Origin of the sequence: Pseudomonas sp. Fl5BN2, from assembly GCF_009908205.1 — a bacterium.
Classification (GTDB): Bacteria; Pseudomonadota; Gammaproteobacteria; order Pseudomonadales; family Pseudomonadaceae; genus Aquipseudomonas.
The window spans coordinates 345478-371447 of record NZ_JAAARL010000005.1 but is presented as its reverse complement, the minus strand read 5'-3'; the positions used below and the strand labels follow the sequence as shown (position 1 = coordinate 371447).

The window sequence follows — 25970 nt, the reverse complement described above, 5'->3', positions numbered from 1 at the left end:
GACCGCAAGGTAAACGAGCTGGCTACCGAATTTCTTGACGACCATAGAGCGTTGGAACCACCTGATCCCATCCCGAACTCAGTAGTGAAACGATGCATCGCCGATGGTAGTGTGGGGTTTCCCCATGTGAGAGTAGGTCATCGTCAAGATTAAATTCCGAAACCCCAATTGCGAAAGCAGTTGGGGTTTTGTTTTGCCCGAAAGAAAAGCTGCAGGCAGCTCTCTGTCCTTGTTTGGTCGGCCCGGCTGCCACCGCACTGTGACAGTGCTAAGGTTCCGCCCTAGCTTTTTGCATTCTCCAAGGAAGCCCTTATGCCGGACGCCTCGTCCCTCAACCCTGGTTTCATGGTGGTTCACGGTAACCGCCTGGACGAGTTGCGCAGCCTGGTGGTCAGCTGGATGCGGCGTTACCCACTGGCACCCCTGGAAAATGAAATTGCTCTGGTACAGAGCAACGGCATCGCTCAATGGTTGAAGCTGGCCTTGGCCGAAGATCCCGAAGAAGATGATTCTGGCGGCTGCGGCATTGCCGCCGCCATTGACGTGCAATTGCCCGGCAGCTTCATGTGGCAACTGTATCGTCTGGTCCTGGGCCGGGACGAAATCCCGCCCAAATCCCTATTGGATAAAGCCCCACTGACCTGGCGTCTGATGCGCCTGTTACCAGAGCTGATCGATGAGCCCCATTTCGAGCCCCTGCAGCGCTTTCTGACCCATGACAGTGATTTGCGTAAACGCTATCAACTGGCGGAGCGTCTTGCCGACCTGTTCGACCAATACCAGGTCTATCGAGCCGACTGGCTGGAGGATTGGGCAGCCGGTCGCCATCAACTGCGCAATGTTCGTGGTGAAGCCAAAGTCCTGACCCCAGCCAACTGCTGGCAAGCCGAATTGTGGCGGGCGCTGCTTCTGGATGTAGGTACCGAAGGCATGGCCCAGAGTCGTGCAGGCGTCCATCAGCGCTTTATCGAGCAGATCACCCACATGCACCAGGCTCCCACAGGCCTGCCTTCACGGGTGATCGTTTTCGGCATTTCTTCATTGCCGGCCCAGGCCCTCGAAGCCTTGGCTGGACTGGCCCGTTTCAGCCAGGTCCTGCTCTGCGTGCACAACCCTTGTCGCCATCATTGGGCGGATATCGTCGCCGACAAGGACCTGCTGCGGCATCAATACAAGCGCCAGGCGCGCAAGGCCGGCATGCCCCAAACCCTGGACCCGCAAACCCTGCACCAGCATGCCCATCCGTTGTTGGCCGCCTGGGGCAAGCAGGGCCGAGACTACATCAACCTGTTGGACAGCTACGATGATCCCAGCAGCTACCGCTCGGCTTTTCGCGATGGACGGATCGATCTGTTCAGCGAGAGCCAGCCGCTCTCCATGCTCCAGCAACTGCAGGACGACATCCTAGAACTGCGGCCGCTCAACGAAACGCGAGAGCTGTGGCCCGAGGTAGACCTCCAGCAGGATCAGTCGATCCGCTTCCATATTGCCCACAGCGCCCAGCGCGAGGTGGAGATCCTCCACGATCAGCTTCTGGCGCGTTTTAGCGCCGAGCCTGACCTGCGTCCTCGTGACGTGATCGTCATGGTTCCGGATATCGATAGCTATGCTCCGCATATCCGCGCCGTGTTCGGTCAATTGGGGCGTGATGATCGAAGATTCATCCCCTTCACCCTTACCGACCAGGGCCAGCGTGGTCGCGATCCTCTGCTGATTGCTGTTGAACACCTATTGAAGTTGCCGGACAGCCGTTTTCCGGTCAGCGAGATCCTCGACCTACTGGACGTCCCGGCATTGCGCACGCGCTTCGGTGTCGAAGAAGCCGACCTGCCCACCTTGCACCGCTGGATTGAGGGCGCCGGTATCCGCTGGGGTATGAACGCGGAGCAGCGTGCAGAGCTGGGATTGCCCCAGGCGCTCGAGCAAAACAGCTGGCGTTTCGGTCTGCGGCGGATGCTCCTGGGGTATGCCGTTGGCCGCTCCGATGCCTGTGACGGTATCGAGCCTTATGACGAAATCGGCGGCTTGGATGCTGCCCTGATCGGCCCCCTAGTGGCGTTGCTGGACGCCCTGCAGATTGCCTATCAGGAACTCACCCAACCCGCTGTGCCAGCACAATGGGGGGAGCGCCTGCACCACTTGCTGGAGCAGTTCTTCCTGGCCGGCACCGAACATGACGACTACCTGTTGGGGCAACTTGAGGACCTGCGGGAAACCTGGCTGGAAACCTGTGAGTCGGTAGGCCTGCAAGATGAGTTGCCTCTGACTGTGGTGCGTGAAGCGTGGCTGGCCGGTCTTGATCAGGGCCGCCTGTCCCAGCGGTTCCTCGCCGGTGCGGTGAACTTCTGCACCCTGATGCCGATGCGCGCCATTCCTTTCAAGCTGGTGTGCCTGTTGGGCATGAACGATGGTGACTACCCGCGGGCCCAACCGCCTCTGGACTTTGACCTGATGGGCAGCGACTACCGCCCTGGCGATCGCTCGCGACGTGAGGACGACCGTTACCTGCTGCTCGAAGCACTGCTCTCGGCTCGGGACCAACTCTATGTCAGCTGGGTTGGCCGCAGCATTCGTGACAATAGCGAACGCCCGGCCTCGGTGCTGATCGGCCAGCTGCGCGATCACTTGGCCAGCGGCTGGCAACTGTCGGATGCACAAGACCCCCTGCTGGATGCCCTGACCCAGGAGCATCCGCTGCAACCTTTCAGTGCTCGTTACTTCCATGACAACGACACCTTGTTCAGCTATGCCCGGGAGTGGCAGGTGTTGCACCAGGCTCCTGTAGAGCCAGGTGCAGTTGAGCGCCTGGAGCCTTACGTCCAGGACGAACCCCTGAGCCTGACCCAGTTGCAGGACTTTTTGCGCAACCCGGTGCGGCATTTCTTCAGCCAACGGCTCAAGGTGTTCTTCGAAGCCATGGAAGCTCCGCTGGCTGATGAGGAACCTTTTGTTCTCGACGCCTTGCAACGCTATAGCCTCAGCGACAGCCTGCTGGAGGCTGCATTGAGCAATGCTGAGCACCCTGAACAGGCCTTGCAGGCGCAAGCGCAAAGACTGCAAGCCAGCGGACTGCTACCCATGGCCGGCTTCGGCGAGTGCCTGCAGCGCGAGCTTATGGAGCCCCTGCCGGATCTGTTGCACCGTTATCGGCAACTGCTCGACCTGTGGCCGACGCCGCTCACTAGCGCGTTGCCAGTCAGCCTGGAATTGCAAGGCGTACGCCTGGAGGGCTGGTTGAGCAATCTGCATCAGCGGGCTGATGGCGGGCTATTGGCGGTAACCACTATTCCCAATGGCATCGGCTCCACCAAGACTCGTAAATGGCACCGCTTGATCAAGCCCTGGATCAATCACCTGCTGGCCTGTGCCAGTGGTTATTCCTTGACTACGGCATTGGTGGCCAGCGATGACAGCTTGTTGTTGCCACCACTGGAGCAGGATTCGGCCCGGCAGATCCTCGGTAATCTGCTGCTGGCCTGGCAGTCGGGGATGCGCCAGCCCTTGCCCGTGGCAGTCAAGACCGCCTTCGCCTGGCTAGGACAGAGCGACCCGGACAAAGCCGCGATCGCGGCCCGCAAAACCTACGAGGGTGACGGCCAGAACAGCGAGGGCGAGCGTCGGGAAAGCCCGGCGCTGGCTCGGCAATTCGCTGATTACAATGCCCTGATCGCCGATGAAACCTTCAGTGGCTGGGCCGAGACACTCTATCGACCCCTGCTGGACGCGCCCTGGCGCTCGGCCCTCGGCGAGGAGGCCGGCGCATGACGCAACAAGTCCCCCTGGCACTGGCCTTCCCGCTGCGCGGTAGCCAATTGATCGAGGCCAGCGCCGGTACCGGCAAGACCTTCACCATCTCCGCGCTCTACCTGCGCCTGGTGTTGGGGCATGGTGGCGAGTCTGCAGGCTTTGGTCGCGAGTTGCTGCCGCCGCAGATCCTGGTGGTGACCTTCACCGATGCGGCCACCAAGGAGTTGCGTGAGCGCATCCGCACCCGCCTGGCGGAAGCCGCGCGCTTCTTCCGCGACGAGACCGCTGCACCGGACAGCCTGATTGTCGATCTGCGCGAGCAGTACCCCGCCGAACAATGGGCTGCCTGCGCCAACCGCCTGGACATCGCCGCGCAATGGATGGATGAGGCTGCGGTTTCAACCATTCACAGTTGGTGCCAGCGCATGCTGCGCGAACACGCATTCGACAGCGGCAGCTTGTTCACCCAGACCCTGGAAACCGATCACAGCGACCTGCTCGGCCAGGTACTGCGCGATTACTGGCGACTGTTTTGCTACCCGATGCAGGGTGATGCCCTGAACTGGGTGCGCTCCAATTGGGTGGGACCGGCCGAGCTCATGCCTCGGGTCCGCGCAATGTTCGGCAGTGAGCGTCGGGATTCGTCGGAACAGAGCCCCAGCCAATTGATCGAGGCTTGCCTGCAGGAGCGCCGTGAAGCCCTGGTGCAACTCAAGGCGCCTTGGCACCAGTGGGCAGGTGAACTGCGGGATATCTGCCTGCAAGGCGTGGCCAGCAAGAGCGTTGACGGTCGCAAGATGCAGGCGCGTTACTTCGAACCCTGGTTTGAAAAGATCAGCGCCTGGGCCGAGGATGAAACACTTGAGCAACTGGACATCGGCAGCGGTTTTATCCGCCTGACCCCCGAAGGCATGAGCGAAGCCTGGAAAGGCCAGGCACCCAGCCACCCGGGGCTCGATGCCATGGCTGGGCTCAAAGCCAGTCTCGACGCCTTGCCTAGCCCGGATGCCGCAGTGCTGCAGCATGCCGCGCAATGGGTGGGGATGCGCTTCGAAGAAGAGAAACGGCGTCGCGCCGAGATGGGCTTCGACGACATGCTGCTGCGGCTCGACATTGCCCTGCAGAACGACGGCGGCGAGCGCCTGGCAACCCTGATCCGCGAGCAGTTCCCAGTGGCCCTGATCGACGAGTTCCAGGACACCGACCCGGTGCAGTACCGGATCTTCGAAAGCATCTACCGCATCGAGAATAACGATCCCGAGACCGGGCTGTTCCTGATCGGCGACCCGAAGCAGGCGATCTACGCTTTCCGTGGCGCCGATATCTATACCTACTTGCGAGCGCGCCAGGCCACCAGCGGGCGCCTGCATACCCTAGGCACCAACTTCCGCTCCAGTCAGGCCATGGTCAGTGCGGTCAACCACGTGTTCCTGCAAGCGGAACAACGTGAGCAGGGGCAGGGGGCCTTTCTGTTCCGTGAGGCGGATGGCGAGAATCCGGTGCCGTTCCTGGCGGTGGCTGCCCAGGGTCGCAAGGAGCATCTGCAGGTCGATGGACAATCAGTACCGGCGCTGAACTTCTGGCAATTGCCATCGGAGCAACCGCTGTCCGGGGTCCAGTATCGCCAGCATCAGGCCGGGGCCTGTGCCAGCGCGATTGTCGAGTTGCTCAATGGCGGGCAACAGGGCCGCAGCGGTTTTGCCCGTGACCAGCAGCCACTCAAGGGCCTGCTGCCGGCGGACATCGCTATCCTGGTGCGCGATGGCAAAGAGGCCCAGGCAGTGCGCGGCGAATTAGCCTCCCGTGGGGTACGCAGTGTGTATCTCTCGGACAAGGATTCGGTATTCGCCGCCCAAGAGGCCCGAGACCTGCTGATCTGGCTCAAGGCCTGTGCCGAGCCGGATGTGGAGCGTCCGCTGCGTGCGGCCCTGGCATCCTTGACTCTGAACCTGTCACTGGGGGAACTGGAGCGGTTGAACCAGGACGAGCTGGCCTGGGAAGCCAGAGTCATGCAGTTCCGCGGATACCGGGCGATCTGGCGCAACCAGGGTGTGCTACCGATGCTGCGCCGCCTGCTCCACGATTTCCAATTGCCCCAGGCACTGATGGCCCGCAGCGATGGCGAACGGGTGTTGACCAACCTCTTGCACCTGTCCGAACTGCTGCAGCAAAACGCTGCCGAACTGGACGGTGAACAAGCCCTGATCCGCCATTTGGCCGAGCACCTGGCGTTGTCCGGGCAAGCTGGGGAAGAGCAGATCCTGCGCCTGGAAAGCGATGAACAACTGGTCAAGGTGGTGACCATCCACAAGTCCAAGGGCCTGGAATACCCCTTGGTGTTCCTACCCTTCATCTGTTCCACCAAACCGGTGGATGGCAGTCGGTTGCCGCTGCATTACCACGATACCGCAGGCAAGCCCCAGGTCAGCCTGCGACCGACACCGGAACTGATCGCCCTGGCTGACGAGGAGCGCCTGGCAGAAGACCTGCGTCTGCTCTATGTGGCCCTGACCCGGGCCCAGCATGCTTGCTGGCTGGGTGTCGCCGACCTCAAGCGCGGCAATCACAACAGCTCGGTGCTGCACCTCTCGGCCCTGGGCTACTTGCTCGGCGGCGGAGATCGGTTGGCTGAGTCCGCGGGTTTGCAGCGCTGGCTGCTGGATCTGCAACAAGGCTGTGAAGCCATCGGCGTGGGCGAGTTACCGATCGCCGATGCACAGCACTTTCATCCGCCGCGCAATGACGCCAGCCTGCTGGCTCCGCTGATACCCGCACGACGTGCAGCGGAGAACTGGTGGATCGCCTCCTACAGCGCCCTGCGTATCAGCGACACTTTGGGCGCAGGCAGCCCTTCCGCACCGGAAAACCCCCAGGCCCAGAAACTCTTCGACGATGAGCGGCTGGACCCTGAAGCCCCTCGGGAAGTTGTTGCCAGCGGCGGCGACATTCATCGATTCCCGCGCGGCCCCAACCCCGGCACCTTCCTCCACGGCTTGCTGGAATGGGCCGGGGAGGAGGGCTTTGCCGCCGCGCCCACGGTGATCGAGGATGTCATCGCCCGGCGCTGCAATCGTCGGGGCTGGCAAGGCTGGATCCCCACCTTGAGCGAATGGCTGCAACATCTGTTGCAGGTGCCTTTGCCACTGGGCAATGGCCAGCCACCGGTGGTGCTCGGTCACCTGACCCAGTATCGGGTCGAGATGGAATTCTGGTTCGCCAGCCACAAGGTCGACGTGTTCAAGCTCGATGAGCTGGTGCGCCAGCAGACACACCAGGGCGCGCCTCGGGTGACCGCCGAACCGGTGGTGCTCAATGGCATGTTCAAGGGCTTTATCGACCTGACATTCGAACATCAGGGCCGCTATTACGTGGCCGACTACAAATCCAACTGGCTGGGCGTGGACGATGCTGCCTACACCGAGCAGGCCATGGAACAATCGATTCTCGACAACCGCTACGACCTGCAATACGTGCTGTATCTGCTGGCTCTGCATCGGCAGTTGAAGGCCCGCCTGGCGGATTACGACTACGATCGGCACATCGGCGGGGCCTTGTACCTGTTCCTCCGGGGGACCCGTTCCGCCAGCCAGGGCGCGTATTTCGCCCGGCCGCCACGGCAGTTGATTGAACGCCTCGACCTGATGTTCCAGGGCCAGCCCGAGCCGCCGAAGGCCGAGCCCGCCTGGGAGCAGGGAGTACTGCTATGACCGAAGACCTGTTCGCCCCATTGGCCGAGGTGTCACGCGCTCCTCTCGATCTGGCGCCCCTGAGTAGTGCCGCAGACCTGCTGCTGTTACTCGAGCGCTGGGTCGAGCGCGGTTGGCTGCGGGCTCTGGACAAGGCCTTTGTCGGTTTCCTTCATGAGCTGGACCCGGGCTGTGACCCGCTGGTGCTGATGGCGGCGGCCCTGACCAGCCACCAACTGGGACATGGGCATGTCTGCCTGGACTTGTTCGAAACCCTCAAGGAGCCGGACTTCGCCCTGTCCCTGCCACCGGAAGGCGATGCGCAAAGCGGTGCCCCGGTGTTGCCTTCCCAGGTGCTGGCGACTCTTGAGGGGGCCCACTGGTGCAAGGTCCTGGCCGGTAGTCGGTTGGTGGCCCTGGCGGCAGACCATGGCGAGTCGTCCCAGCAACGGCCGTTGGTACTCTCCGGCAAGCGCCTGTACCTGCGGCGTTACTGGGCCTATGAACGGCGCATTGACAACGCCTTGCGCCAGCGCCTGGCGTTGACCGAGGCGAGCCCTGAGCATCTGTCCCGGCGCCTCGATGGACTGTTCGGCGTGGCCAAGGTCTCTGGCCCCATCGACTGGCAGAAGCTGGCCTGTGCGCTGGCCACTCGAGGCGCCTTCAGCATCATCACTGGCGGCCCCGGCACCGGCAAGACCACCACTGTGGTACGCCTGCTGGCGTTGCTCCAGGCACCGGCGGTGGAGGCTCGCAAACCGCTGCGTATCCGTCTGGCGGCGCCCACCGGCAAGGCTGCCGCGCGCCTGACCGAATCCATCAGCCTGCAAGTGCGCTCCCTATCGGTGCCGGATGAAGTACGGGAGAAGATTCCCAGTGAAGTGACTACGGTGCACCGCTTGCTGGGCAATCGTCCTGGTACCCGGCATTTCCGTCACCATGCCGGTAACCGCCTGCCCCTGGATGTCCTGGTGGTGGACGAAGCCTCGATGATCGACTTGGAAATGATGGCCAACCTGCTGGACGCCTTGCCTATCCACGCGCGCCTGGTGCTGCTGGGAGACAAGGACCAATTGGCGTCGGTAGAGGCGGGCGCAGTGCTCGGTGACCTGTGTCGCGACGCCGAGGCCGGCTGGTACAACCCGCAGACTCGCGCCTGGTTGGAAGCGGTCAGCGGTGAACATCTCGGTGCCAGTGGCCTGCAAGAGGACACCGGGTACCAGCATCCCCTGGCACAACAGGTGGTGATGCTGCGTCACTCCCGGCGTTTCGGTGAGGGCAGTGGCATTGGCCAGCTGGCGCGCTGGGTCAATCAGCAGCAGGCCGATGAGGCCCGGCGCCTGCTGGCGGCCCGCAGTCATGCGGACCTGTATGGCCTGAGTCTCAAGGGCGAACAGGACCGGTCCCTGGAGCGGCTGTTGCTGGAAGGGCACGGTGAAGGGCCACAGGGCTACCGTCATTATCTGAATGTGCTGCGCAGCCAGCGCCCACCTGTCGATGCCGCCCTGGAAGACCGGCGTTGGACCGATTGGGCACGTAACGTCTTGCAGGCGTTCGACCGCTTCCAGTTGCTCTGTGCGGTACGCAAAGGGCCGTGGGGCGTTGAAGGCTTGAACCTGCGGATTACCCAGGCCCTGTTCAAGGCCCGCCTGATCGACAGCGACCAGCAATGGTATGAAGGTCGCCCGGTGCTGATGACCCGCAACGACTATGGCCTGGGCCTGATGAACGGCGACATTGGCATTGCCCTGAAACTGCCGGAGCAGGAAGGGCCAGAGCCGGGACGCCAGGTTCTGCGCGTGGCCTTTCCTCGTAACGACGGCCAGGGCGGGGTACGCCTGGTATTGCCGAGCCGGCTCAACGATGTGGAAACGGTCTACGCCATGACCGTGCACAAGTCCCAGGGGTCGGAGTTCGCCCACACCGCGCTGATTCTGCCCGACGCCCTGAACCCGGTGCTGACCAAGGAATTGATCTATACCGGGATCACCCGCGCCAAGGACTGGTTCAGCCTGATCGAGCCTCGTGCCGGAGTGTTCGAGGAGGCGGTGCGACGTAAGGTCAAGCGCCTCAGCGGGTTGATGCTGGAGTTGGACTGAAGCCAATGTTTCCGGCCTTCATTCGCACCGTTTCAGGGCGCCGACCTCGCTGCATTTTCCCGGGCTGTGCTATCGTTGCGGCATCATCTCCGTGAAAATCAAAGAGAATCCCTGCATGGACGTGGCTGTCTTGAGGACAGAGCGCATTTTGGGATGGCGACAGTGTGTGCTGTCGACCATTCTTTGCCTGTTCAGCCTGTTTGCCATTGCGCAATCGGAGCCGCCGGTTTCTACCAGCCTGGCCGAACAGCGAGCCAAGGCAGTGACGCAAGTGGTGCTGGGCATCCTCAGCTACGCTCGCTGGCCGGTGGAGCCGGCGCAACTGCGTTTATGCGTGGTGGGGCCCACCGAGTACACCGATGACCTGCTCAAGGGCACCACCCAGGCCTCCGGTCGGCCGGTGCTGGTGCAGCGCCTGTTGGCCAACAACCCGGCGCTCGCCAGTGAGTGCGATTCGGTCTACGTCGGCAAACTGAGCAATGATGAACGCAGCCGCCTGTTCAGCTCGTTGACCGGTCAACCGGTGTTGAGCATCAGCGAGGGCGGTGATCAGTGCACCGTTGGCAGTCTGTTCTGCCTGCGGGTCAGCGACAGTCAGGTGTCGTTCGAGGTCAACCTGGACTCGGTGGCCCGCAGTGGGGTGAGGATTCATCCCAGCGTGCTGCAACTTTCCCGTCGTCGTCCGGCGGCGCCATGAGATTGTTCAAGTCCGACGCACGTCCCACCTTGCGCTCAGTCATCGGTCGCGGCCACCTGATCGTCGCGCTGTTGGCGATCTCCATGGCCAGCCTGTCCTTGACCTTTCTCGGGGTGTTGGCGCTGCGTGTGTATGCCGATCACAACCTGCACCTGATCGCCCGCTCCATCAACTACACCGTGGAAGCTGCAGTGGTGTTCAACGACAGTGTCGCGGCCACTGAGGCGCTCGCCCTGATTGCCTCCACCGAAGAAGTGGCCGACGCCAAGGTGTATGACAGCCAGGGTCAGTTGCTGGCCAGTTGGCAACGTCCGGAAAGTGGCTTCCTGACCAACCTGGAAATGCACATCGCCAGCGCCTTCCTGGAGAAGCCCATCAGCTTGCCGATCCTGCATCAGGGCCGGGAGATCGGCACCATCAATGTCACCGGCCACGGGGGCAGCCTGATGCGCTTTCTGCTCAGTGGCCTGGTGGGCATCGTGCTGTGCATCGCCTTGAGTGCCTGGATGGCGCTGTACCTGGCACGCCGGCAACTGCGAGGGATCACCGGTCCCTTGCGCAGCTTGGCGGAAGTGGCCCACGCGGCGCGGCGCGAGCGGGCTTTCGACCAGCGGGTGCCGCCGGCGGAGATCGCCGAACTGGATAATCTGGGCAACGACTTCAACGCCCTGCTCGATGAGCTGGAGGCTTGGCAGACCCACCTGCAAAGCGAGAATGAAACCCTGGCCCACCAGGCCAGCCACGACAGCCTGACCGGCCTGCCCAACCGGGCGTTTTTCGAAGGCCGGCTGATTCGTGCGCTGCGCAGTGCCAACAAGCTCAACGAGCGCATGGCGGTGCTGTTCCTCGACAGCGACCGCTTCAAGGAAATCAACGACAACTTCGGCCATGCCGCTGGTGATGCGGTGCTGGTGGCGGTGGCCACGCGGATTCGCGCGCAATTGCGTGAGGATGACCTGGTGGCCCGCCTCGGCGGGGACGAATTCGGCGTGCTACTGACGCCACTGCATCGGGTCGAAGATGCCCAGCGGATTGCCGACAAGATCATCAGCAGCATGGAAGTACCGATTCAATTGCCCGGCAGCCTGTCGATCCTGACGTCGCTGAGCATCGGCATTGCCCTGTACCCGGAACATGGTGCTACTCCGGGCAGCCTGTTGAATGCTGCTGATGCGGCCATGTACCAAGCCAAGCGCGGTGCGCGAGGCGGGCAACACACCATGGGGGCGGAGCCCCCTATCGTTCAGGTTCAACACAGGAGCTAACTCCCTTGTTTTCATTGACACAACGTTCGGTTCGACTCTTCAGTACCCTGGTAATCATGGCCTTGCTGGTCCTGACCGGCTGCCAGAGCGTGCCGCCCAAAGGCCTGACCCCGAAACAGATTGCGGTGCTGAAACAGGAGGGCTTCGAACTGACGGATGAAGGCTGGGCCTTCGGCTTGTCGGGCAAGGTATTGTTTGGCAGCGACGTGGAAACCCTGAACCAGGCCAGTACCGATATCGTCCAGCGCATCGGCAAGGCGCTGCTCAGCGTCGATATCCAGAAGGTCCGGGTCGACGGCCACACCGACGCGTCGGGCAAGGAAGCCTACAACGTGCAGTTGTCCGTGCGCCGGGCCAAGAGCGTGGTCAAGGTGCTGACCCAGGCCGGCATGCGTGAAGAGAACATCCAGCTGCGCGGCCTGGGCAGCAGCGAGCCGGTGGCCTCCAACAGCAATGTGGCCGGGCGTACCGAAAACCGCCGGGTGTCGATCGTGGTGATCGCCGACTGATCGACGCTGCCCAGCATGGCGGCTGCTAACCCGGCAGCCGCTAGCGGCCCTTGGCCGGCCGGTCGCCTATGCAATCCGGCACGTTGGGGCCGATGTCGATCATGGCCGCGGATACCCGGGGCCTATCGCGGTCTCCCCATCTAAGTGGTCCGCCGGCGTCGACCAGGTCGTAGATCTCGCTTTCGCCAAGTTGTTGGCCGTTGCGATGATCGTAAAGGCGAAAAAATGCCGGAATCTCCCAGCGTGCGTACCGGATCGGTTCGGCTTCCGGATCCGGGTGGTAATTGGGTGTGAAACAGGCCAGGCAGGATCCAGAAGGGCTTGAATTCCTGAACCCGATAGCAGCCGTTGGGGCTGATGTAGGGACCATGGGCTGGAGTCGCCAGGCCCTTCTCCCACTATTGCGAAGCGGGCCACAGCCCGGCGCCGAGAAGCACTGCGCCCAGGGTGAGTGGACCGCGCCGGCTGAGCTTTTTCATCTTCGGGTATCCAGATTGATCCACGAGCAGGTGAAGGGTCAGGGGGCGGCGAACAGCATGCTGCGACTGTCGCCCATGAGCAGCGGCCGATTCTGTTCCGTTACCTCGCGGATGTAATCCCATAACAAAGTGATGCGCTTCAATTTGCGCAAATCCTCGCGGCAGTACATCCAGAATTGCCGGGTCAGGTTGATTTCCGCGGGCAAGACCGGCAGCAGGCGTGGGTCCTGGGCCGCGAGGAAGCACGGCAGAATCGCCAGCGAGCGGCCCTGCTGCGCCGCCACGTACTGGGCGATGACGCTGGTGCTGCGCAGGTTGGCGCTGGCCCCGGGCACCACATTGGCCAGGTACAGCAGCTCGGAGCTGAAGGCCAGGTCATCCACGTAGCTGATGAATTGATGTTCACCCAGGTCGTTCGGGCGGCGGATCGGTGGGTGGCGATCAAGGTATTCCTGGGTGGCGTATAGCTGCAGGCGGTAGTCGCAGAGTTTGCAGCACACGTAGGGGCCGTGCTCCGGGCGTTCCAGGGCAATGACAATATCCGCTTCGCGCTTGGACAAGCTGATGAAGTGCGGCAGCGGCAGGATATCCACCGAGATCGCCGGGTAGGTGTCGAGGAAGTGACTCAACTGTGGGGTGATGAAAAAACTGCCGAAGCCTTCGGTGCAGCCCATGCGCACGTGCCCGGACAGCGCCACGCCGGAGCCCGATACCTGCTCGCAGGCCATATGCAGGGTGCTCTCGATCGATTCGGCATAACCCAGCAGGCGCTGACCCTCGGCGGTCAGGACAAAGCCATTGGTGCGGGACTTTTCAAACAGCAGAGTGCCCAGCGCGGTCTCCAGTGAGCTGATGCGTCGCGACACGGTGGTGTAGTCCACCGCCAGGCGTTTGGCTGCGCTGCTGGCCTTGCGGGTGCGTGCCACTTCGAGGAAAAACTTCAGGTCGTCCCAGTTCAGGGTGCTTAGCGAGGTGATGTTTTTTTGCATGATGGACCGGTTTTTATGTGCGTTCTTATTAGAAGTTTGCACATCTATACTCCAAAAACCGTCCGACACCAACTCGCGACAGCCCCTCTCTCAAGGCGACTCAGTGCCTTGGTTCCCTGCATAAGAACTCAAGAAGTCAGGAGACCCCATGAACGCATCCCTCAAGCCCGGTGGCACCACTCTGCAACAGGTCAAGTTGCTGATCGACGGTGAATGGGTCGAGTCCCAGACCCAGGAGTGGCACGACATCGTCAACCCGGCGACCCAGGAAGTGCTGGCCAAGGTGCCCTTTGCCACCGCAGCTGAAGTTGACGCGGCGATCGCCGCTGCCCAGCGCGCCTTCCAGACCTGGAAGTTGACTCCGATCGGTGCGCGGATGCGCATCATGCTCAAGCTCCAGGCATTGATTCGCGAGCACTCCAAACGCATTGCCCAGGTCCTCAGCGCCGAGCAGGGCAAGACCATTGCCGACGCCGAGGGCGACATTTTCCGCGGCCTGGAAGTGGTAGAGCACGCGTGCTCCATTGGCACCCTGCAGATGGGCGAGTTCGCCGAGAACGTCGCCGGCGGCGTGGACACTTACACCCTGCGCCAGCCGATCGGTGTGTGCGCCGGGATCACCCCCTTCAACTTCCCGGCGATGATTCCGCTGTGGATGTTCCCGATGGCCATCGCCTGCGGCAACACCTTCGTCCTCAAGCCTTCCGAGCAGGACCCGCTGTCCACCATGCTGCTGGTGGAACTGGCGGTGGAAGCCGGAGTGCCGGCCGGCGTGCTCAACGTGGTGCACGGCGGCAAGGACGTGGTGGATGCCCTGTGCACCCACAAGGACATCAAGGCGGTGTCTTTCGTCGGTTCGACCGCGGTCGGTACCCACGTCTATGACCTGGCAGGCAAGCACGGCAAACGCGTGCAATCGATGATGGGCGCAAAAAACCACGCCGTGGTGCTGCCCGACGCCAACCGCGAACAGACCCTCAATGCCTTGGTGGGCGCAGGCTTCGGCGCTGCCGGCCAGCGTTGCATGGCCACCTCGGTGGTGGTGCTGGTGGGCGCCGCGAAACAATGGCTGCCAGACCTCAAGGCCCTGGCGCAGAAACTCAAGGTCAACGCCGGCTGCGAGTCGGGTACCGATGTCGGTCCGGTGATCTCCAAACGGGCCAAGGCGCGGATTCTCGAACTGATCGAGAGCGGCGTGAAAGAAGGTGCCAAGCTGGAGCTTGATGGTCGTGGCATCCAGGTCCCGGGCTACGAGCAAGGCAACTTCATCGGTCCGACCCTGTTTTCCGGGGTGACCACCGCCATGCAGGTCTACACCCAGGAAATCTTCGGCCCGGTGCTGGTGGTGCTGGAGGTCGACACCCTGGATCAGGCCATTGCCCTGGTCAACGCCAACCCCTTCGGCAATGGCACCGGCCTGTTCACCCAGAGCGGCGCGGCGGCGCGTAAATTCCAGAGCGAGATCGACGTCGGCCAGGTGGGTATCAATATCCCGATTCCGGTGCCGGTACCGTTTTTCAGCTTCACCGGTTCCCGCGGCTCCAAGCTCGGCGACCTGGGCCCGTACGGCAAGCAAGTGGTGCAGTTCTACACTCAGACCAAGACCGTCACCAGCCGCTGGTTCGACGATGACAGTGTCAACGACGGTGTGAACACCACCATCAGCCTGCGTTGAGGAGCCTGACATGAACATTGCATTTATCGGCCTGGGCAACATGGGCGCACCCATGGCCCGCAACCTGCTCAAGGCCGGGCATCAGCTGAACCTGTTCGACCTCAACCAGAGCGTGCTGGCGGAGCTGGCGCAACTGGGCGGGCGCATCAGTGCCTCGCCCAAGGCGGCCGCCGAAGGTGCCGAACTGGTGATCACCATGCTCCCGGCGGCTGCCCATGTGCGCAGTGTCTGGCTGGGAGAAGACGGGGTGCTGGCGGGTATCGCCCGCGGCGTCCCGGCGGTGGACTGCAGCACCATTGATCCACAGACCGCTCGTGAAGTGGCCGCGGCGGCCGCCAAACAAGGCGTGGCCATGGCCGATGCGCCAGTCTCCGGCGGCACCGGCGGGGCCCAGGCCGGCACCCTGACCTTCATGGTCGGTGCCAGCGCCGAGCTGTTCGCCATCCTGCAACCAGTGCTGGCGCAGATGGGCCGCAACATCGTGCATTGCGGGGAAGTGGGCACCGGGCAGATCGCCAAGATCTGCAACAACCTGCTGCTGGGGATCTCGATGATCGGCGTCAGCGAAGCCATGGCCCTGGGGGATGCCCTGGGCATCGACACCCAGGTGCTGGCCGGGATCATCAACAGTTCCACCGGTCGTTGCTGGAGTTCCGATACCTACAACCCTTGGCCGGGAGTGATTGAAACCGCCCCGGCGTCCCGGGGCTACACCGGCGGTTTTGGTGCTGAACTGATGCTCAAGGACCTGGGGTTAGCCACCGAAGCCGCCCGTCAGGCCCACCAGCCGGTGGTGCTTGGCGCCGTGGCCCAGCAGCTGTACCAGGCCATGAGCCAGCGAGGGGAAGGTGGCAAGGACTTCTCGGCCATCGTCAACAGCTACCGCAAGCCGCAGAACTAGGCGGGGCGGCGAGGGCGCCAGTGCCCTCGCCACGGTTTTGCGTCAGGTCATCGCTCGCAGCCCCTTCAGCGGGGGCGTTTCCGGGAGTCTGCGTCGGGTAGGCTTCCGGCTTTTTGCCGCTTCAGACAGTTTTTTTCAGCTCAGCAATCACTGCCCCCGGGTCAGTTCGGGCGGCTGCCGGGTGCGCGCAACGGAGGGTTGAGGCGGGTGTCGAGGCCGAATCGCTCTTGAACCACCACCTGATACAGACCTTTGGCCAGCAGCGGGTTGATCAGGATGTTCCAGCTATGTCGGGAAACCGATGAGGGCACCAGCACGAAGGGATGGTCGGCCAGCAGTTGATCCGCGAACTTTTGCTGGCCGGCGCTGGGAATACCCGGGACCAGCCAGTTCGGATTGGGCAGGCGGTGTTCATCCACTCGATAAATGGCTGACGGGTCCTGGATCAAGGCTCCGGTGAGTACATGGGGCATGCTATCGAGTGCCGCAAACCCCTTGTGTACGGCCACTTCCAAAATCGCCGTGGCAGGATCGGCGCTGCCATACACGGCCTTGACCCCTTTGGAGTTCCAGCGACCGCCACACAGCTCGGCACCGATGCCACTGTCCCAACTGTCGGCGTGCTGGGCGGCGTCCAGTCGCCAGAAATGAATCACGCTGCCACCGGGAACGTTGATCACTGATAGACCCCGTATTCCAGGCGGGTGAGGAACTCATCCACCAGTTCGAAGCCGATGGGGTTGGTCAGCAGTTCCACCGGTTTGTGGCCATCGAGGCCCATCACCGGCTTGGCCATCCAGTCCTGGGCCTGTTCACTGCTGCCGAAAACTTCCTGGGCCTTTGCCAGCACCTGGGCAAAGCGCACCGCACGGGCGCTCTGTTCCGGATTGAGGGGTTCGTCAGGGGTTTTCAAGCGCCGGTGCAGAGTGCGTTCGGACAGACCGATGATCTTGGCCAGGACCTGTTCGTCCTTGAGCATGGGCACCGAGGAGACAAACTTGATGATTGCCGTCAGCGGAATGCCTTCTTCGGTCAGGCGATAGATCGAGATGCGGTCGTCAAACCGCGCCCGGCCACCCAGGAGAATGTCCGAGGTCTGGTCTTTCACCACGGGCTTGCCGCGTCGTTTCAGGGCGGTGCCGGTTCCGGTCAGCGCAACCATGAGCCTTACTCCTGTCTTTTGCCATTTGGCAGGTATTGTACAGACATTTGGCGGAGGCGTTGTTTCGGATATCGGCACGGTAAAGGGAGCCCGCGTTGCACGGGCTCCCGGCTGCCTGGCAGGGCTCAGGCAAACACGAAGTACTTGCGCACCGTCTCCACCACTTCCCAGGTGCCTTTCATTCCGGGTTCGACCACGAAGATATCGCCGGCCCGCAGGTGGATGGGGTCACGGCCGTCCGGGGTGATCACGCAGTAGCCTTCCTGGAAATGGCAGTATTCCCATTTTTCGTAAGCCACCCGCCACTTGCCCGGGGTGCAGATCCAGGTCCCCATGATCTTGCTGCCGTCCTCGCTGGTGTAGGCATTGAGGTTGACGGTATGCGGATCACCTGCGAGTTTTTCCCACTTGCAGGCGTCGAGCACCGGCAGTGGATGGGTGTCGCGCAGAACGGTAATAGGTTGGGACATGCTGTGCTCCTAGCGGGCAGAGAACTGAAGCCGCACCCTATAGCGCCCGGCGTTCGCAGGGTTGTCTGTTCTCGACCTCGGGGTATCCAGAAGCGCTGCCGTGATTCTCGGGGCCTGTTGGCCAGGGCCTGCTGCGGGGCGCTGATCAAGGGTTTTTTCGGTTGCAAGATTCATTCGGCAAATGACGCTTTGTTAGCAGGATTTGCGAAATATCCGCGGCTGCCCGAGTTATTTCGCAAGAATCTTTACCGGTTTCGCTCGTATCATTCAGCTCGGAGTGTCCTAAGAGCCGCACGAATGGAAAATACACCACGCTGGTGGGATATCAGCCCGCCTTTGAGTACCGCGACCCCGACCTGGCCGGGGGATACGCCGTTCCAGGAGGAGCGCGTCTGGCAGTTCGGGCCCGAGTGCCCGGTCAATGTCGGGCGGGTCACCCTGTCGCCCCACACGGGCGCCCACGTCGATGCGCCACTGCATTACCGGCCGGATGGCCTGCCCATCGGCGAAGTGTCGCTGGATGTCTACATGGGCCCATGCCGGGTCCTGCATTGCCTGGACAGTGGCGCCCTGGTGCAGCCTGAAAGCTTGCTCGGACGCCTCGACAACCTGCCCCAGCGGGTATTGCTGCGCACTTACCGACAAGCACCGCTGAGTACCTGGGACCCTGATTTCACCGCCGTGGCCCACACCACCATCGAGCTGCTGGCCGGCCTCGGTGTGCGCCTGATCGGCATCGACACCCCATCCCTTGATCCCCAGCAATCCAAGACCATGGACGCCCATAACGCCGTGGCCCGACATGGCATGGCGATCCTGGAAGGCGTGGTGCTGGATGAGGTTGCCGAAGGCGACTACGAACTGATTGCCCTGCCATTGCGCTTCGCTCATCTGGACGCGAGCCCGGTGCGAGCGATCCTGCGACCGTTAGCCGATTAATTCCTACAATAAATACACAGCCGGTCGTCCGTGTCGTTGTGCATCCCCGTACCGGGATGGTGCAACCTGCGGGCGCCCAAGCGCTGCCTGAGGCGAGGAGCCCACGCGATGAGCCAATGTCCGTTTTCAAGCAATCCACCGGATGCCTGGCATAACGCCGAGCTGAATTTTTCCGACTCCATGAGCTACGGCGACTACCTGGACCTGGGGCGCATCCTCAGCGCCCAGCATCCTTTGTCGCCGGACCACAACGAGATGCTGTTCATCATCCAGCACCAGACCTCCGAGCTGTGGATGAAACTGATGCTGCACGAGCTCAAGGCCGCTCGCGAACACGTGCGTGAGGGCCAGTTGCCGCCGGCGTTCAAGATGCTTGCGCGAGTCTCGCGGATCTTCGATCAACTGGTGCATGCCTGGGCGGTGCTGGCCACCATGACGCCCTCGGAATACAAATCCATCCGCCCTTACCTCGGACAGTCCTCGGGCTTCCAGTCGTTCCAGTACCGCGAAATCGAATTCATCCTCGGCAACAAGAGCGCGGCGTTGCTGCGGCCCCACGCCCATCGTCCCGAGCTGCTGCAATCCTTGGAAGAGTCGATTGCCACCCCATCGATGTATGACGAGGCGATTGCCTTGATGGCCCGCAGCGGGCTGAGCATCGACCCGGAGCGTCTGGCGTTGATCAGCACCTCCACGACCCAGCATGATCCTTCGGTGGAAGCGGCCTGGCGTGAGGTGTACGCCAACCCTTCAGCCTATTGGGACCTGTATCAGTTGGCGGAGAAGTTCATCGACCTGGAGGACTCATTCCGCCAGTGGCGTTTCCGTCACGTGACCACAGTGGAGCGGATCATCGGCTTCCAGCCCGGCACCGGTGGCACCGAAGGCGTCGGCTACTTGCGCAAGATGCTCGACACCGTGCTGTTCCCCGAGCTGTGGCGGGTTCGATCCTCGCTCTGACTTGCCCCAAACGCCCCGCCTGCCGGGGCGTTTTCATTTCCCAGACGGCTTCTGCCCCCTTGTAGTCGCACACTTGTCTGCAATGGCTGACGACAGCGTCGTTCTGCAGACAAAGTGGCCGTCCTCGAAAGACGACGTGCATTTCTCCAGACAGACCACATGGCCCAGAGCTTCGAGCTTGAGACCCTGAACATGCGGCTCAACGATCCCGAGTTTCAGGCGCTGGACCTGTATCAACGGATTCAGCGCGCCTTGCCTGGCTTGATTCTCGATGGCGCCCTGGGCCCGGGGATGAAGCTGCAAGACGAAGGTCCCGCCGTAGTTCACCAGCACTGAAATCAGCGCGGCCACGGTGGGTGGGCAAAACTCGGCCAGTCGAAGGCCTGTCGCAGGTCTGTTCATCAGCCACTCAATACATTCCTTGGCCCAGGCAGCCAGGATGGGCTCGATTCTGGGTCAGTAGTGGACTGTGATTTCAGGCCGCAGCCATGACAACTGGCAGGCGCACTTTGCGCGAGGCGACAAAAAAGCCCGGCCTTTCTCCAGGGCCGGGCTTTCAGGTTTACAGCCGTGTCACCGCGGGCGTGCAGGCCCGCGGCGAGGCTCAGCGCAGGGCCGGTTGTGCGGCCTTGCGCGCCCGGCTCAGGAGGTACAGGCCCCAGATCACCAGGATCCACACTGGAATCGCGTACACCGAAGCGCGGATCCCCGGAATCATCAGCATCACGCCAATGATCATCACCATGAAGGCCAGGCACAGATAGTTGCTGAACGGCGACCAGAAGGCCTTGAACCCAGGCACCACGCCCTGTTCGGCCATGGCCTTGCGAAAGCGCAGGTGGGTCAGGCTGATCAGCGCCCAGTTGATCATCAGTGCCGCCACCACCAGGGCGAACAGCAACTCCAGGGCTTCGTGGGGCGCCAGGTAGTTGACCAGCACGCAGAGCAGGGTGATCAGCGCTGAAATACCCAGGGCCAGCACCGGCACGCCCTGCTTGTTGAGCTTCATCAGTGCCTTCGGTGCGTCACCCTGTTCGGCCAGGCCGTAGAGCATGCGGCTGTTGCAGTACACGCCACTGTTGTACACCGAGAGTGCGGCGGTCAGCACCACGAAGTTGAGGATCTGCGCCGCCGTGTCGCTGCCGATCAGGGCGAAGATTTTCACGAACGGGCTACTGCTGTAGGCGTCGCCACCGGCGTTGAGGCTCACCAGCAGTTCGTCCCACGGATACAGCGACAGCAACACCGCGAGGGCGCCGACGTAGAAGATCAGTACCCGGTAGACCACCTGGTTGATCGCCTTGGGGATCACCTTGCGCGGCTCGCTGGCTTCGGCGGCAGTGATGCCTACCAGTTCCAGGCCACCGAAGGAGAACATGATGAAGGCCATGGCCATCAGCAGGCCGGTGCCGCCGTTGGGGAAGAAGCCGCCGTGGGACCACAGGTTGCTGACCGACGCCTGGGGACCACCGCTGCCGCTGAACAGCATGTAGCAGCCAAGAATGATCATGCCGACGATGGCCACCACCTTGATGATGGCGAACCAGAACTCGGCCTCACCGAAGAACTTCACGTTCATCATGTTGATCAGGTTGACCAGGACGAAGAACACCGCAGCGCTGACCCAGGTGGGGATCTCCGGCCACCAGAACTGCACGTACTTGCCCACCGCGGTGAGTTCGGCCATGCCCACCAGGACATACAGCACCCAGTAGTTCCAGCCCGCCAGGAAACCGAAATAGCCGCCCCAGTACTTGTGGGCAAAGTGGCTGAAGGAACCGGCCACGGGCTCTTCGACGATCATTTCACCCAGCTGGCGCATGATCAGGAAGGCAATGAATCCGGCGATCGCGTAACCCAGGATCATCGAGGGGCCAGCGGACTTGAGTACCCCGGCAGAGCCGAGGAAGAGTCCGGTGCCGATTGCCCCGCCCAGGGCGATCAACTGAATATGGCGATTCTTCAAGCCACGCTTGAGTTCACCTTGCTTCAAGGTTTGATCCACTAATATGCGCTCTCTTCTAGTTGTTATCAGGACCGATCCCTGGCTGAACGGGAGCGATCGCGGCTGAATGCTGACGGGATCAGATATTACTCTCGGTAAACCGCTCGTAATACAGCTGAACGCGGTTAAGTTGCTGTTCTTGCAGCCAGATCCGGATTGAGTCGACCATCGGCGGCGGCCCGCAGACGTACATGTCCGCGTCGTTGTCGCGCAGCTCGCTGCTGTCGAAGTGCTCGCTGATGTAGCCGCGCTTGCCCTGCCAGTCCGGGTCGGCATCGCTGATCACCGGAGTGAAGCGAAACCTTGGCAGGCGTTCGCCATAGGCCTGGATGCGCGCCAGCTCGCACAGGTCGGCACTGTGGCGCACGCCGTAGTAAAGATGCACCGGCTGCTGGCAACCCTGTTCGACGATCTGTTCGAGCATCGCCAGCAGTGCGGACAGCCCGGTACCGCCGGCCACCAGGATCAGCGGACGGCTGATCTGGCGCAGGTAGAAGGCCCCCAGCGGTGCTTCCAGCTGGATGCTGTCGCCCACCAGGCAGCGTTCGCGGATGTAGTTGCTCATCACCCCATCGGGCAGCAGGCGGATCAGGAACTGCAACTGGTTGTCCGCCCCCGGCCGGTTGGCGAAGGAGTAGGCGCGGCTGCTGCCGGTGCCGGGGATGCTCAGGCGCGCGTACTGGCCAGGGAGAAAGTCCAGCGGCGTTTCGCTGCCGCCCAGGTCCAGGTGGAGGATTGCGGTGCTGTCCGAGATCTGCCGCACATCGATCACCGAAGCATTGAGCCGCACCGGCTCGGCGGCGTGGCACAGGCTGGAATCGAAGTCGAAGTAGAACGCCGCATCGGACTGCACCCGGGTCTGGCAGCTGAGCATCTTGCGTTGCTCCAGGTCCTGGGCGGACAAGGCTTCCTCGTCCACATAATCCTGGCTGTACTGGCCCGACTCGCAACGGCCCTGGCAGGTGCCGCACACCCCTTCGCGGCAGTCCAGGGGGATCTTGATGCCGTTGCGCAGGGCAGCGTCGAGCAATATTTCATTGGCCTGCACCGGGAAGAACAGGGTCTTGCCGTCGGCGAAGCTGAACGCGACCTTGTGCGTCATGACAGTATTTCCGTGGTTCAGAGGTGGTAGAAATCGAGCACCGAATTGATCGTGTCGTTGAGCAGCAACACGTGCTTGCGCTGGATCAGCCAGCTGTCGCCGTCGGGCTTGAGGTCATACGTGGCGTGGCCGTAGAAGTCTTCGGAAGTGGCCAGGCGGTAGAACAGCGTGTGCCAGTTCAGGCGCACCTGCAGATGGCCGTTGTCGCCTTGGCTGATGCGCAGGTTGTTCACCAGGTGCAGGGTGCGCGGCATCGGGATGGTCGAGGCCGCCTTGCCGGTGCGCAGGCGGAACACCCGGTCTTCCAGCCCGGAGCGGTTGGCGTAGTAGATCAGCGACATTTCGCGCTTGGGGTCCTGGGTGTAGATGTGTTCCGAGTCCCATTGCGGCAAGTGGAACTCGCTGTCCACGGCGAACAGCGCCAGGTAGGCGTCCCAGTCCTGCGCGTCGCAGAGTTCGGACTTGCGGTAGAAGAATTGCTCGATCTGGTACTGCAATTGCGCATTCATGCTTACACCTCACGCAGTTTCAGGGGCTGGCGCTGCAAGCCATCGAGGATGAATCTCTGCCAGTTCTGGTGCTGGTTGACGTACAGCCCTTCATGGGTGATTTCGGTGCCGGTCATGGCTGGCTGGATCCCCAGGTTTTCACTGTTGGCGGTGGGCCCGGTGACCCAGCGATGGTGGCCACGGGAGATATCGCTCCAGCGTTCCAGGCGGCCCTGGAAACCTCGCTGGGCTTCGCGGAACTCCACCAGGTCGTCCGGGGTGCCCATGCCCGAGACGTTGAAGAAATCCTCGAACTGGCGGATGCGGTTTTCCCGGTCGGCGTCGCTCTCGCCCTTGACCCCGATGCACTGGCTGATGATCTCGGTCTTGTTCCAGGCGATGGGGCGGATGATCCGCAGCTGCGAGCTGATCTGGTCGAGGAAGAACAGGCTGGGGTAGATGTTCAGGTTGCGCAGGCGGTGCATCATCCACTCGGCCCTGGCCTCGCCGTACTCCTGCACCAGGCGCGGCATGATCGTGGCGTAGCCGGAGCGCACCGCCGGGTTGGGCATTTCGCTGAACAGTACGCTGTGGCCGTTGTTGAAGGCGAACCAGCCATCGTCGGTGTTGGCGTCGCCGGCGCCGAGCTTGCTGTAGTCGAGGGTGGCGCCGCTGGCGGTGCCGTTGTCACTGTTCACCTGCTGGCGGTGCTGCACCGTGGCCACATAGTTGTAGTGCACGGTACTGACGTGATAACCGTCCAGGCCGTTCTCGTTCTGCAGTTTCCAGTTGCCGTCGTAGGTGTAGGCAGACTTGCCCGGCAGCACTTCCAGTTCACCCGTGGGCGATTGGGCGTTCATCATGTCGAAGAACACCTTGGCGTCGCCGAGGAAGTCTTCCAGGGAGTTGTCGGCGGCCACATCCAGGCTGATGAAGACAAAGCCCTTGTAGCTCTCGATGCGCGCCTTCTTCAGGCCGCGGGTGGCCTTGTCGAAGTCCTCGGCGTATTCCCCTGGCGCCTTGACCTTTACCAGGCGCCCGTCGCTCTTGTAGCACCAGGCGTGGAAGGGGCAGGTGAAGGTCGACTGGTTGCCCTTGCCAACCCGGGTCAGGGTGGTGCCACGGTGCTGGCAGGCGTTGATCAGGGCATTGAGCCGGCCCTCGCCATCGCGGGTAATGATCATCGGCTGGCGCCCGGCACGCATCGTGATGAAGTCGTGGTTGTTGGGCAATTCGCTTTCGTGACAGGCGTAGATCCAGTTCTTCTCGAAGATCAGTTCCATCTCCAGGTCGAACAGCTCGGGTTCGGTGAACATCTCCCGGGCGATACGGAACACTCCGTCTACGGGACGGAAATCCAGGCAGCTGTCGATGAAGCTTTTCCACTGCTCGAGGTTTCTTGCACCACTCATGAGTCGGTACCTTTTTTATTCAGGCCAATCGGGTACCTGCATTAGAGAGAGTGAAGCCGTGGGGTGGCTATCCGCTTAGTCGACCAAGCTCATCCATAAAGTTGCCGGCACGGCGACTGGCGCGCGGCGATGGGTAGCATCTACCCAGAATCGGCCGGGTACTGATCAGTGGCTGCATGATGGGGCGCCAATGGGCTAGTGTGAGCACAGCCAATGAGGACGATGGGGCCTGGTTATCCACTTAGTCGGCGATTGCTATCCACTGGGTTGGCAGCGTTGCCCGCTGGCGCAAAACTTGCCCTGTCCTACAAGACGCGCCGTCAGAGCGCGCTGAAAATATTGCCGTGGGTGCGCCGTGATGAATAGCAAGGCTGATGGGCAGTTTCGCGAGATTCGTATCGATCGCTATGACCTCGAAGGGGCCAGGAACTGGATGGCGGGGATCTGCGGGCCTCACCGCCTGGAAACCGCGAACCCCGAACGAATCCGTTTTCATCACAGTGCCAATGTGCTCAGGTCACGCTCCACGACCCTGGGCATCATCGAGTACGGCACCGACGTGGTGGTGGATATCGAGGACACCGAACGCTTCAGCAGCTACAGCCTGAGCTTGCCCCTGTGCGGTGAGCAGGAGTTGAACAAGGGCGGGCGCTTGCTGCGTTCGGACCGCGACCAGGGCGTGATCATTGCTCCCAATGAAAGCCAGGTACTGGCCATCTCCGGCGATTGCCGCAAGCTGCAGGTGGTGATTTCCCGGCCGGCCATGAGCGAGGCCCTGGAGGCCTTGTTGCAACGTTCGGTGCAGCAGCCGCTGTGTTTCGAACCGAGCATGGATGCACTGCACGGTGCGGCTGCTTCCTGGTGGCGCATGGCGCAGCACTTCATGGGCGAGCTGGCCCAGGGCAACGAGCTCTACGAGCAGTTGGCCTTTACCCGGGAAATCGAGAACTCATTGATCAAGGGGCTGATCCTGGCCCAGCCCAACAACTACTCCGAAGAGCTGCGGGCGACGCTCGGGGTCAAGCTGCCGCATTATCTGGTGCGGGCTCGCCAGTACCTGCACGAGCATGCCCGTGAGGCGGTGCACATGGAGGACCTGGAGGCGGCGGCCGGGGTGTCGCGCTTCAAGTTGTTCGAGGCCTTTCGCAAATACTTCGCCCTGTCGCCGATGGCTTATCTCAAGCGCCATCGGCTCAATGGCGTGCGCCAGGAAATTCTCGAGTACGGCGCGGCACGCAATATCTCCGAGATTGCCCTGGGCTGGGGCTTTACCCATCTGGGAAGGTTTTCCGCGGAATACCGCAAGCTCTTCGACGAAGCGCCGAGCGCCACCGCGCAGCGTCATCCGCTACGGCGTCCGGCGGGTTTCTAGGACGCTGGCGCTG

General features: G+C 62.2%; 20 protein-coding genes and 1 rRNA gene. 13 read left to right on the top strand and 8 right to left on the bottom strand.

All coding sequences use genetic code 11. From position 1 onward, the window contains the following. Positions 1 to 33 precede the first annotated feature (33 nt). The 7 genes from rrf to GV819_RS09760 all read left to right on the top strand — a co-directional run bounded on the left by rrf (position 34) and on the right by GV819_RS09760 (position 12003). Positions 34 to 149 (top strand): 5S ribosomal RNA (gene rrf, locus GV819_RS09790). 163 nt (positions 150 to 312) lie between these two features. After that, positions 313 to 3765, top strand: coding sequence for an exodeoxyribonuclease V subunit gamma (gene recC / locus GV819_RS09785; protein WP_161755869.1), 3453 nt, complete (start codon positions 313 to 315; stop codon positions 3763 to 3765). Continuing rightward, positions 3762 to 7454, top strand: coding sequence for an exodeoxyribonuclease V subunit beta (gene recB / locus GV819_RS09780; RefSeq protein ID WP_161755868.1), 3693 nt, complete (start codon positions 3762 to 3764; stop codon positions 7452 to 7454). Before recC ends, recB begins: the two co-directional genes overlap by 4 nt. Further along, positions 7451 to 9532 carry an exodeoxyribonuclease V subunit alpha gene (gene recD, locus GV819_RS09775; protein ID WP_161755867.1) on the top strand — a complete coding sequence of 694 codons (2082 nt, stop codon included), beginning with the start codon at positions 7451 to 7453 and terminating at the stop codon, positions 9530 to 9532. Before recB ends, recD begins: the two co-directional genes overlap by 4 nt. A 115-nt stretch (positions 9533 to 9647) precedes the next feature. Next, complete coding sequence (locus tag GV819_RS09770; protein WP_161755866.1) at positions 9648 to 10229, top strand: YfiR family protein; 582 nt, start codon at positions 9648 to 9650, stop codon at positions 10227 to 10229. Beyond that, positions 10226 to 11494, top strand: a complete 1269-nt coding sequence (locus tag GV819_RS09765) for a diguanylate cyclase domain-containing protein (RefSeq protein WP_161755865.1) — start codon at positions 10226 to 10228, stop codon at positions 11492 to 11494. Before GV819_RS09770 ends, GV819_RS09765 begins: the two co-directional genes overlap by 4 nt. Before the next feature lie 56 nt (positions 11495 to 11550). Next, positions 11551 to 12003: an OmpA family protein gene (locus GV819_RS09760; protein WP_178125115.1), complete on the top strand. Its 453-nt coding sequence runs from the start codon at positions 11551 to 11553 to the stop codon at positions 12001 to 12003. A 517-nt stretch (positions 12004 to 12520) separates the two neighbouring features. Here the strand turns inward: GV819_RS09760 and GV819_RS09755 are convergent. After that, the gene (locus tag GV819_RS09755; protein ID WP_161755863.1) at positions 12521 to 13471 is read right to left on the bottom strand and encodes a LysR family transcriptional regulator; all 951 of its coding nucleotides are present in this window, start codon (positions 13469 to 13471) and stop codon (positions 12521 to 12523) included. Between the two features lie 148 nt (positions 13472 to 13619). Here GV819_RS09755 and GV819_RS09750 point away from each other — a divergent pair, with 148 nt between their 5' ends. Further along, entirely contained in the window at positions 13620 to 15146 is a 1527-nt protein-coding gene (locus GV819_RS09750; protein WP_161755862.1) for a CoA-acylating methylmalonate-semialdehyde dehydrogenase, read from the top strand. A gap of 10 nt (positions 15147 to 15156) precedes the next feature. Then, on the top strand, positions 15157 to 16047 hold the full coding sequence (mmsB, locus tag GV819_RS09745; protein WP_161755861.1) for a 3-hydroxyisobutyrate dehydrogenase: 891 nt from the start codon (positions 15157 to 15159) through the stop codon (positions 16045 to 16047). 161 nt (positions 16048 to 16208) lie between these two features. Here the strand turns inward: mmsB and GV819_RS09740 are convergent, their stop codons facing one another. The 3 genes from GV819_RS09740 to GV819_RS09730 all read right to left on the bottom strand — a co-directional run bounded on the left by GV819_RS09740 (position 16209) and on the right by GV819_RS09730 (position 17679). Then, on the bottom strand, positions 16209 to 16727 hold the full coding sequence (locus tag GV819_RS09740) for an RES family NAD+ phosphorylase (protein WP_161755860.1): 519 nt from the start codon (positions 16725 to 16727) through the stop codon (positions 16209 to 16211). Then, positions 16724 to 17209, bottom strand: a complete 486-nt coding sequence (gene parS, locus GV819_RS09735) for a type II RES/Xre toxin-antitoxin system antitoxin (protein ID WP_161755859.1) — start codon at positions 17207 to 17209, stop codon at positions 16724 to 16726. The genes GV819_RS09740 and parS overlap by 4 nt, the downstream gene beginning before the upstream one ends. 125 nt (positions 17210 to 17334) lie before the next feature. Next, entirely contained in the window at positions 17335 to 17679 is a 345-nt protein-coding gene (locus GV819_RS09730; protein WP_161755858.1) for a cupin domain-containing protein, read from the bottom strand. A 297-nt stretch (positions 17680 to 17976) separates the two neighbouring features. On the opposite strand from GV819_RS09730, the gene kynB reads away from it, so the two are divergent. The 3 genes from kynB (at position 17977) to GV819_RS09715 (ending at position 19914) form a co-directional block, all read left to right on the top strand. Next, positions 17977 to 18618 carry an arylformamidase gene (gene kynB / locus GV819_RS09725; RefSeq protein WP_161755857.1) on the top strand — a complete coding sequence of 214 codons (642 nt, stop codon included), beginning with the start codon at positions 17977 to 17979 and terminating at the stop codon, positions 18616 to 18618. 108 nt (positions 18619 to 18726) lie between these two features. Next, positions 18727 to 19578: a tryptophan 2,3-dioxygenase gene (gene kynA / locus GV819_RS09720; protein WP_161755856.1), complete on the top strand. Its 852-nt coding sequence runs from the start codon at positions 18727 to 18729 to the stop codon at positions 19576 to 19578. A gap of 159 nt (positions 19579 to 19737) precedes the next feature. Then, complete coding sequence (locus GV819_RS09715; protein WP_161755855.1) at positions 19738 to 19914, top strand: hypothetical protein; 177 nt, start codon at positions 19738 to 19740, stop codon at positions 19912 to 19914. Positions 19915 to 20182: 268 nt separating this feature from the next. On the opposite strand, the gene GV819_RS09710 is transcribed toward GV819_RS09715, so the two are convergent. The 4 genes from GV819_RS09710 to antA form a co-directional block, all read right to left on the bottom strand. Next, entirely contained in the window at positions 20183 to 21583 is a 1401-nt protein-coding gene (locus tag GV819_RS09710) for an amino acid permease (protein ID WP_161755854.1), read from the bottom strand. 79 nt (positions 21584 to 21662) lie between these two features. Next, positions 21663 to 22685, bottom strand: coding sequence for an anthranilate 1,2-dioxygenase electron transfer component AntC (gene antC / locus GV819_RS09705; protein WP_161755853.1), 1023 nt, complete (start codon positions 22683 to 22685; stop codon positions 21663 to 21665). Between the two features lie 17 nt (positions 22686 to 22702). Next, positions 22703 to 23194: an anthranilate 1,2-dioxygenase small subunit gene (antB, locus tag GV819_RS09700; RefSeq protein WP_161755852.1), complete on the bottom strand. Its 492-nt coding sequence runs from the start codon at positions 23192 to 23194 to the stop codon at positions 22703 to 22705. A 2-nt stretch (positions 23195 to 23196) separates the two neighbouring features. Continuing rightward, positions 23197 to 24585 (bottom strand): anthranilate 1,2-dioxygenase large subunit, encoded by a 1389-nt coding sequence (gene antA / locus GV819_RS09695; RefSeq protein WP_161755851.1) that lies wholly within the window; start codon positions 24583 to 24585, stop codon positions 23197 to 23199. 358 nt (positions 24586 to 24943) lie between these two features. On the opposite strand from antA, the gene GV819_RS09690 reads away from it, so the two are divergent. Then, entirely contained in the window at positions 24944 to 25957 is a 1014-nt protein-coding gene (locus GV819_RS09690) for an AraC family transcriptional regulator (RefSeq protein ID WP_161755850.1), read from the top strand. Positions 25958 to 25970: the final 13 nt, after the last annotated feature.

Coding starts and splice junctions, on each gene's coding strand:
- recD (WP_161755867.1), top strand. CDS start 7,451: ATGACCGAAGACCTGTTCGCCCCATTGGCCGAGGTGTCACGCGCTCCT.
- recB (WP_161755868.1), top strand. CDS start 3,762: ATGACGCAACAAGTCCCCCTGGCACTGGCCTTCCCGCTGCGCGGTAGC.
- antB (WP_161755852.1), bottom strand. CDS start 23,194: ATGAATGCGCAATTGCAGTACCAGATCGAGCAATTCTTCTACCGCAAG.
- kynB (WP_161755857.1), top strand. CDS start 17,977: ATGGAAAATACACCACGCTGGTGGGATATCAGCCCGCCTTTGAGTACC.
- parS (WP_161755859.1), bottom strand. CDS start 17,209: ATGGTTGCGCTGACCGGAACCGGCACCGCCCTGAAACGACGCGGCAAG.
- GV819_RS09755 (WP_161755863.1), bottom strand. CDS start 13,471: ATGCAAAAAAACATCACCTCGCTAAGCACCCTGAACTGGGACGACCTG.
- GV819_RS09730 (WP_161755858.1), bottom strand. CDS start 17,679: ATGTCCCAACCTATTACCGTTCTGCGCGACACCCATCCACTGCCGGTG.
- kynA (WP_161755856.1), top strand. CDS start 18,727: ATGAGCCAATGTCCGTTTTCAAGCAATCCACCGGATGCCTGGCATAAC.
- GV819_RS09765 (WP_161755865.1), top strand. CDS start 10,226: ATGAGATTGTTCAAGTCCGACGCACGTCCCACCTTGCGCTCAGTCATC.
- GV819_RS09690 (WP_161755850.1), top strand. CDS start 24,944: ATGAATAGCAAGGCTGATGGGCAGTTTCGCGAGATTCGTATCGATCGC.
- GV819_RS09715 (WP_161755855.1), top strand. CDS start 19,738: ATGGCCCAGAGCTTCGAGCTTGAGACCCTGAACATGCGGCTCAACGAT.
- antA (WP_161755851.1), bottom strand. CDS start 24,585: ATGAGTGGTGCAAGAAACCTCGAGCAGTGGAAAAGCTTCATCGACAGC.
- GV819_RS09760 (WP_178125115.1), top strand. CDS start 11,551: ATGGCCTTGCTGGTCCTGACCGGCTGCCAGAGCGTGCCGCCCAAAGGC.
- mmsB (WP_161755861.1), top strand. CDS start 15,157: ATGAACATTGCATTTATCGGCCTGGGCAACATGGGCGCACCCATGGCC.
- recC (WP_161755869.1), top strand. CDS start 313: ATGCCGGACGCCTCGTCCCTCAACCCTGGTTTCATGGTGGTTCACGGT.
- GV819_RS09770 (WP_161755866.1), top strand. CDS start 9,648: ATGGACGTGGCTGTCTTGAGGACAGAGCGCATTTTGGGATGGCGACAG.
- antC (WP_161755853.1), bottom strand. CDS start 22,685: ATGACGCACAAGGTCGCGTTCAGCTTCGCCGACGGCAAGACCCTGTTC.
- GV819_RS09750 (WP_161755862.1), top strand. CDS start 13,620: ATGAACGCATCCCTCAAGCCCGGTGGCACCACTCTGCAACAGGTCAAG.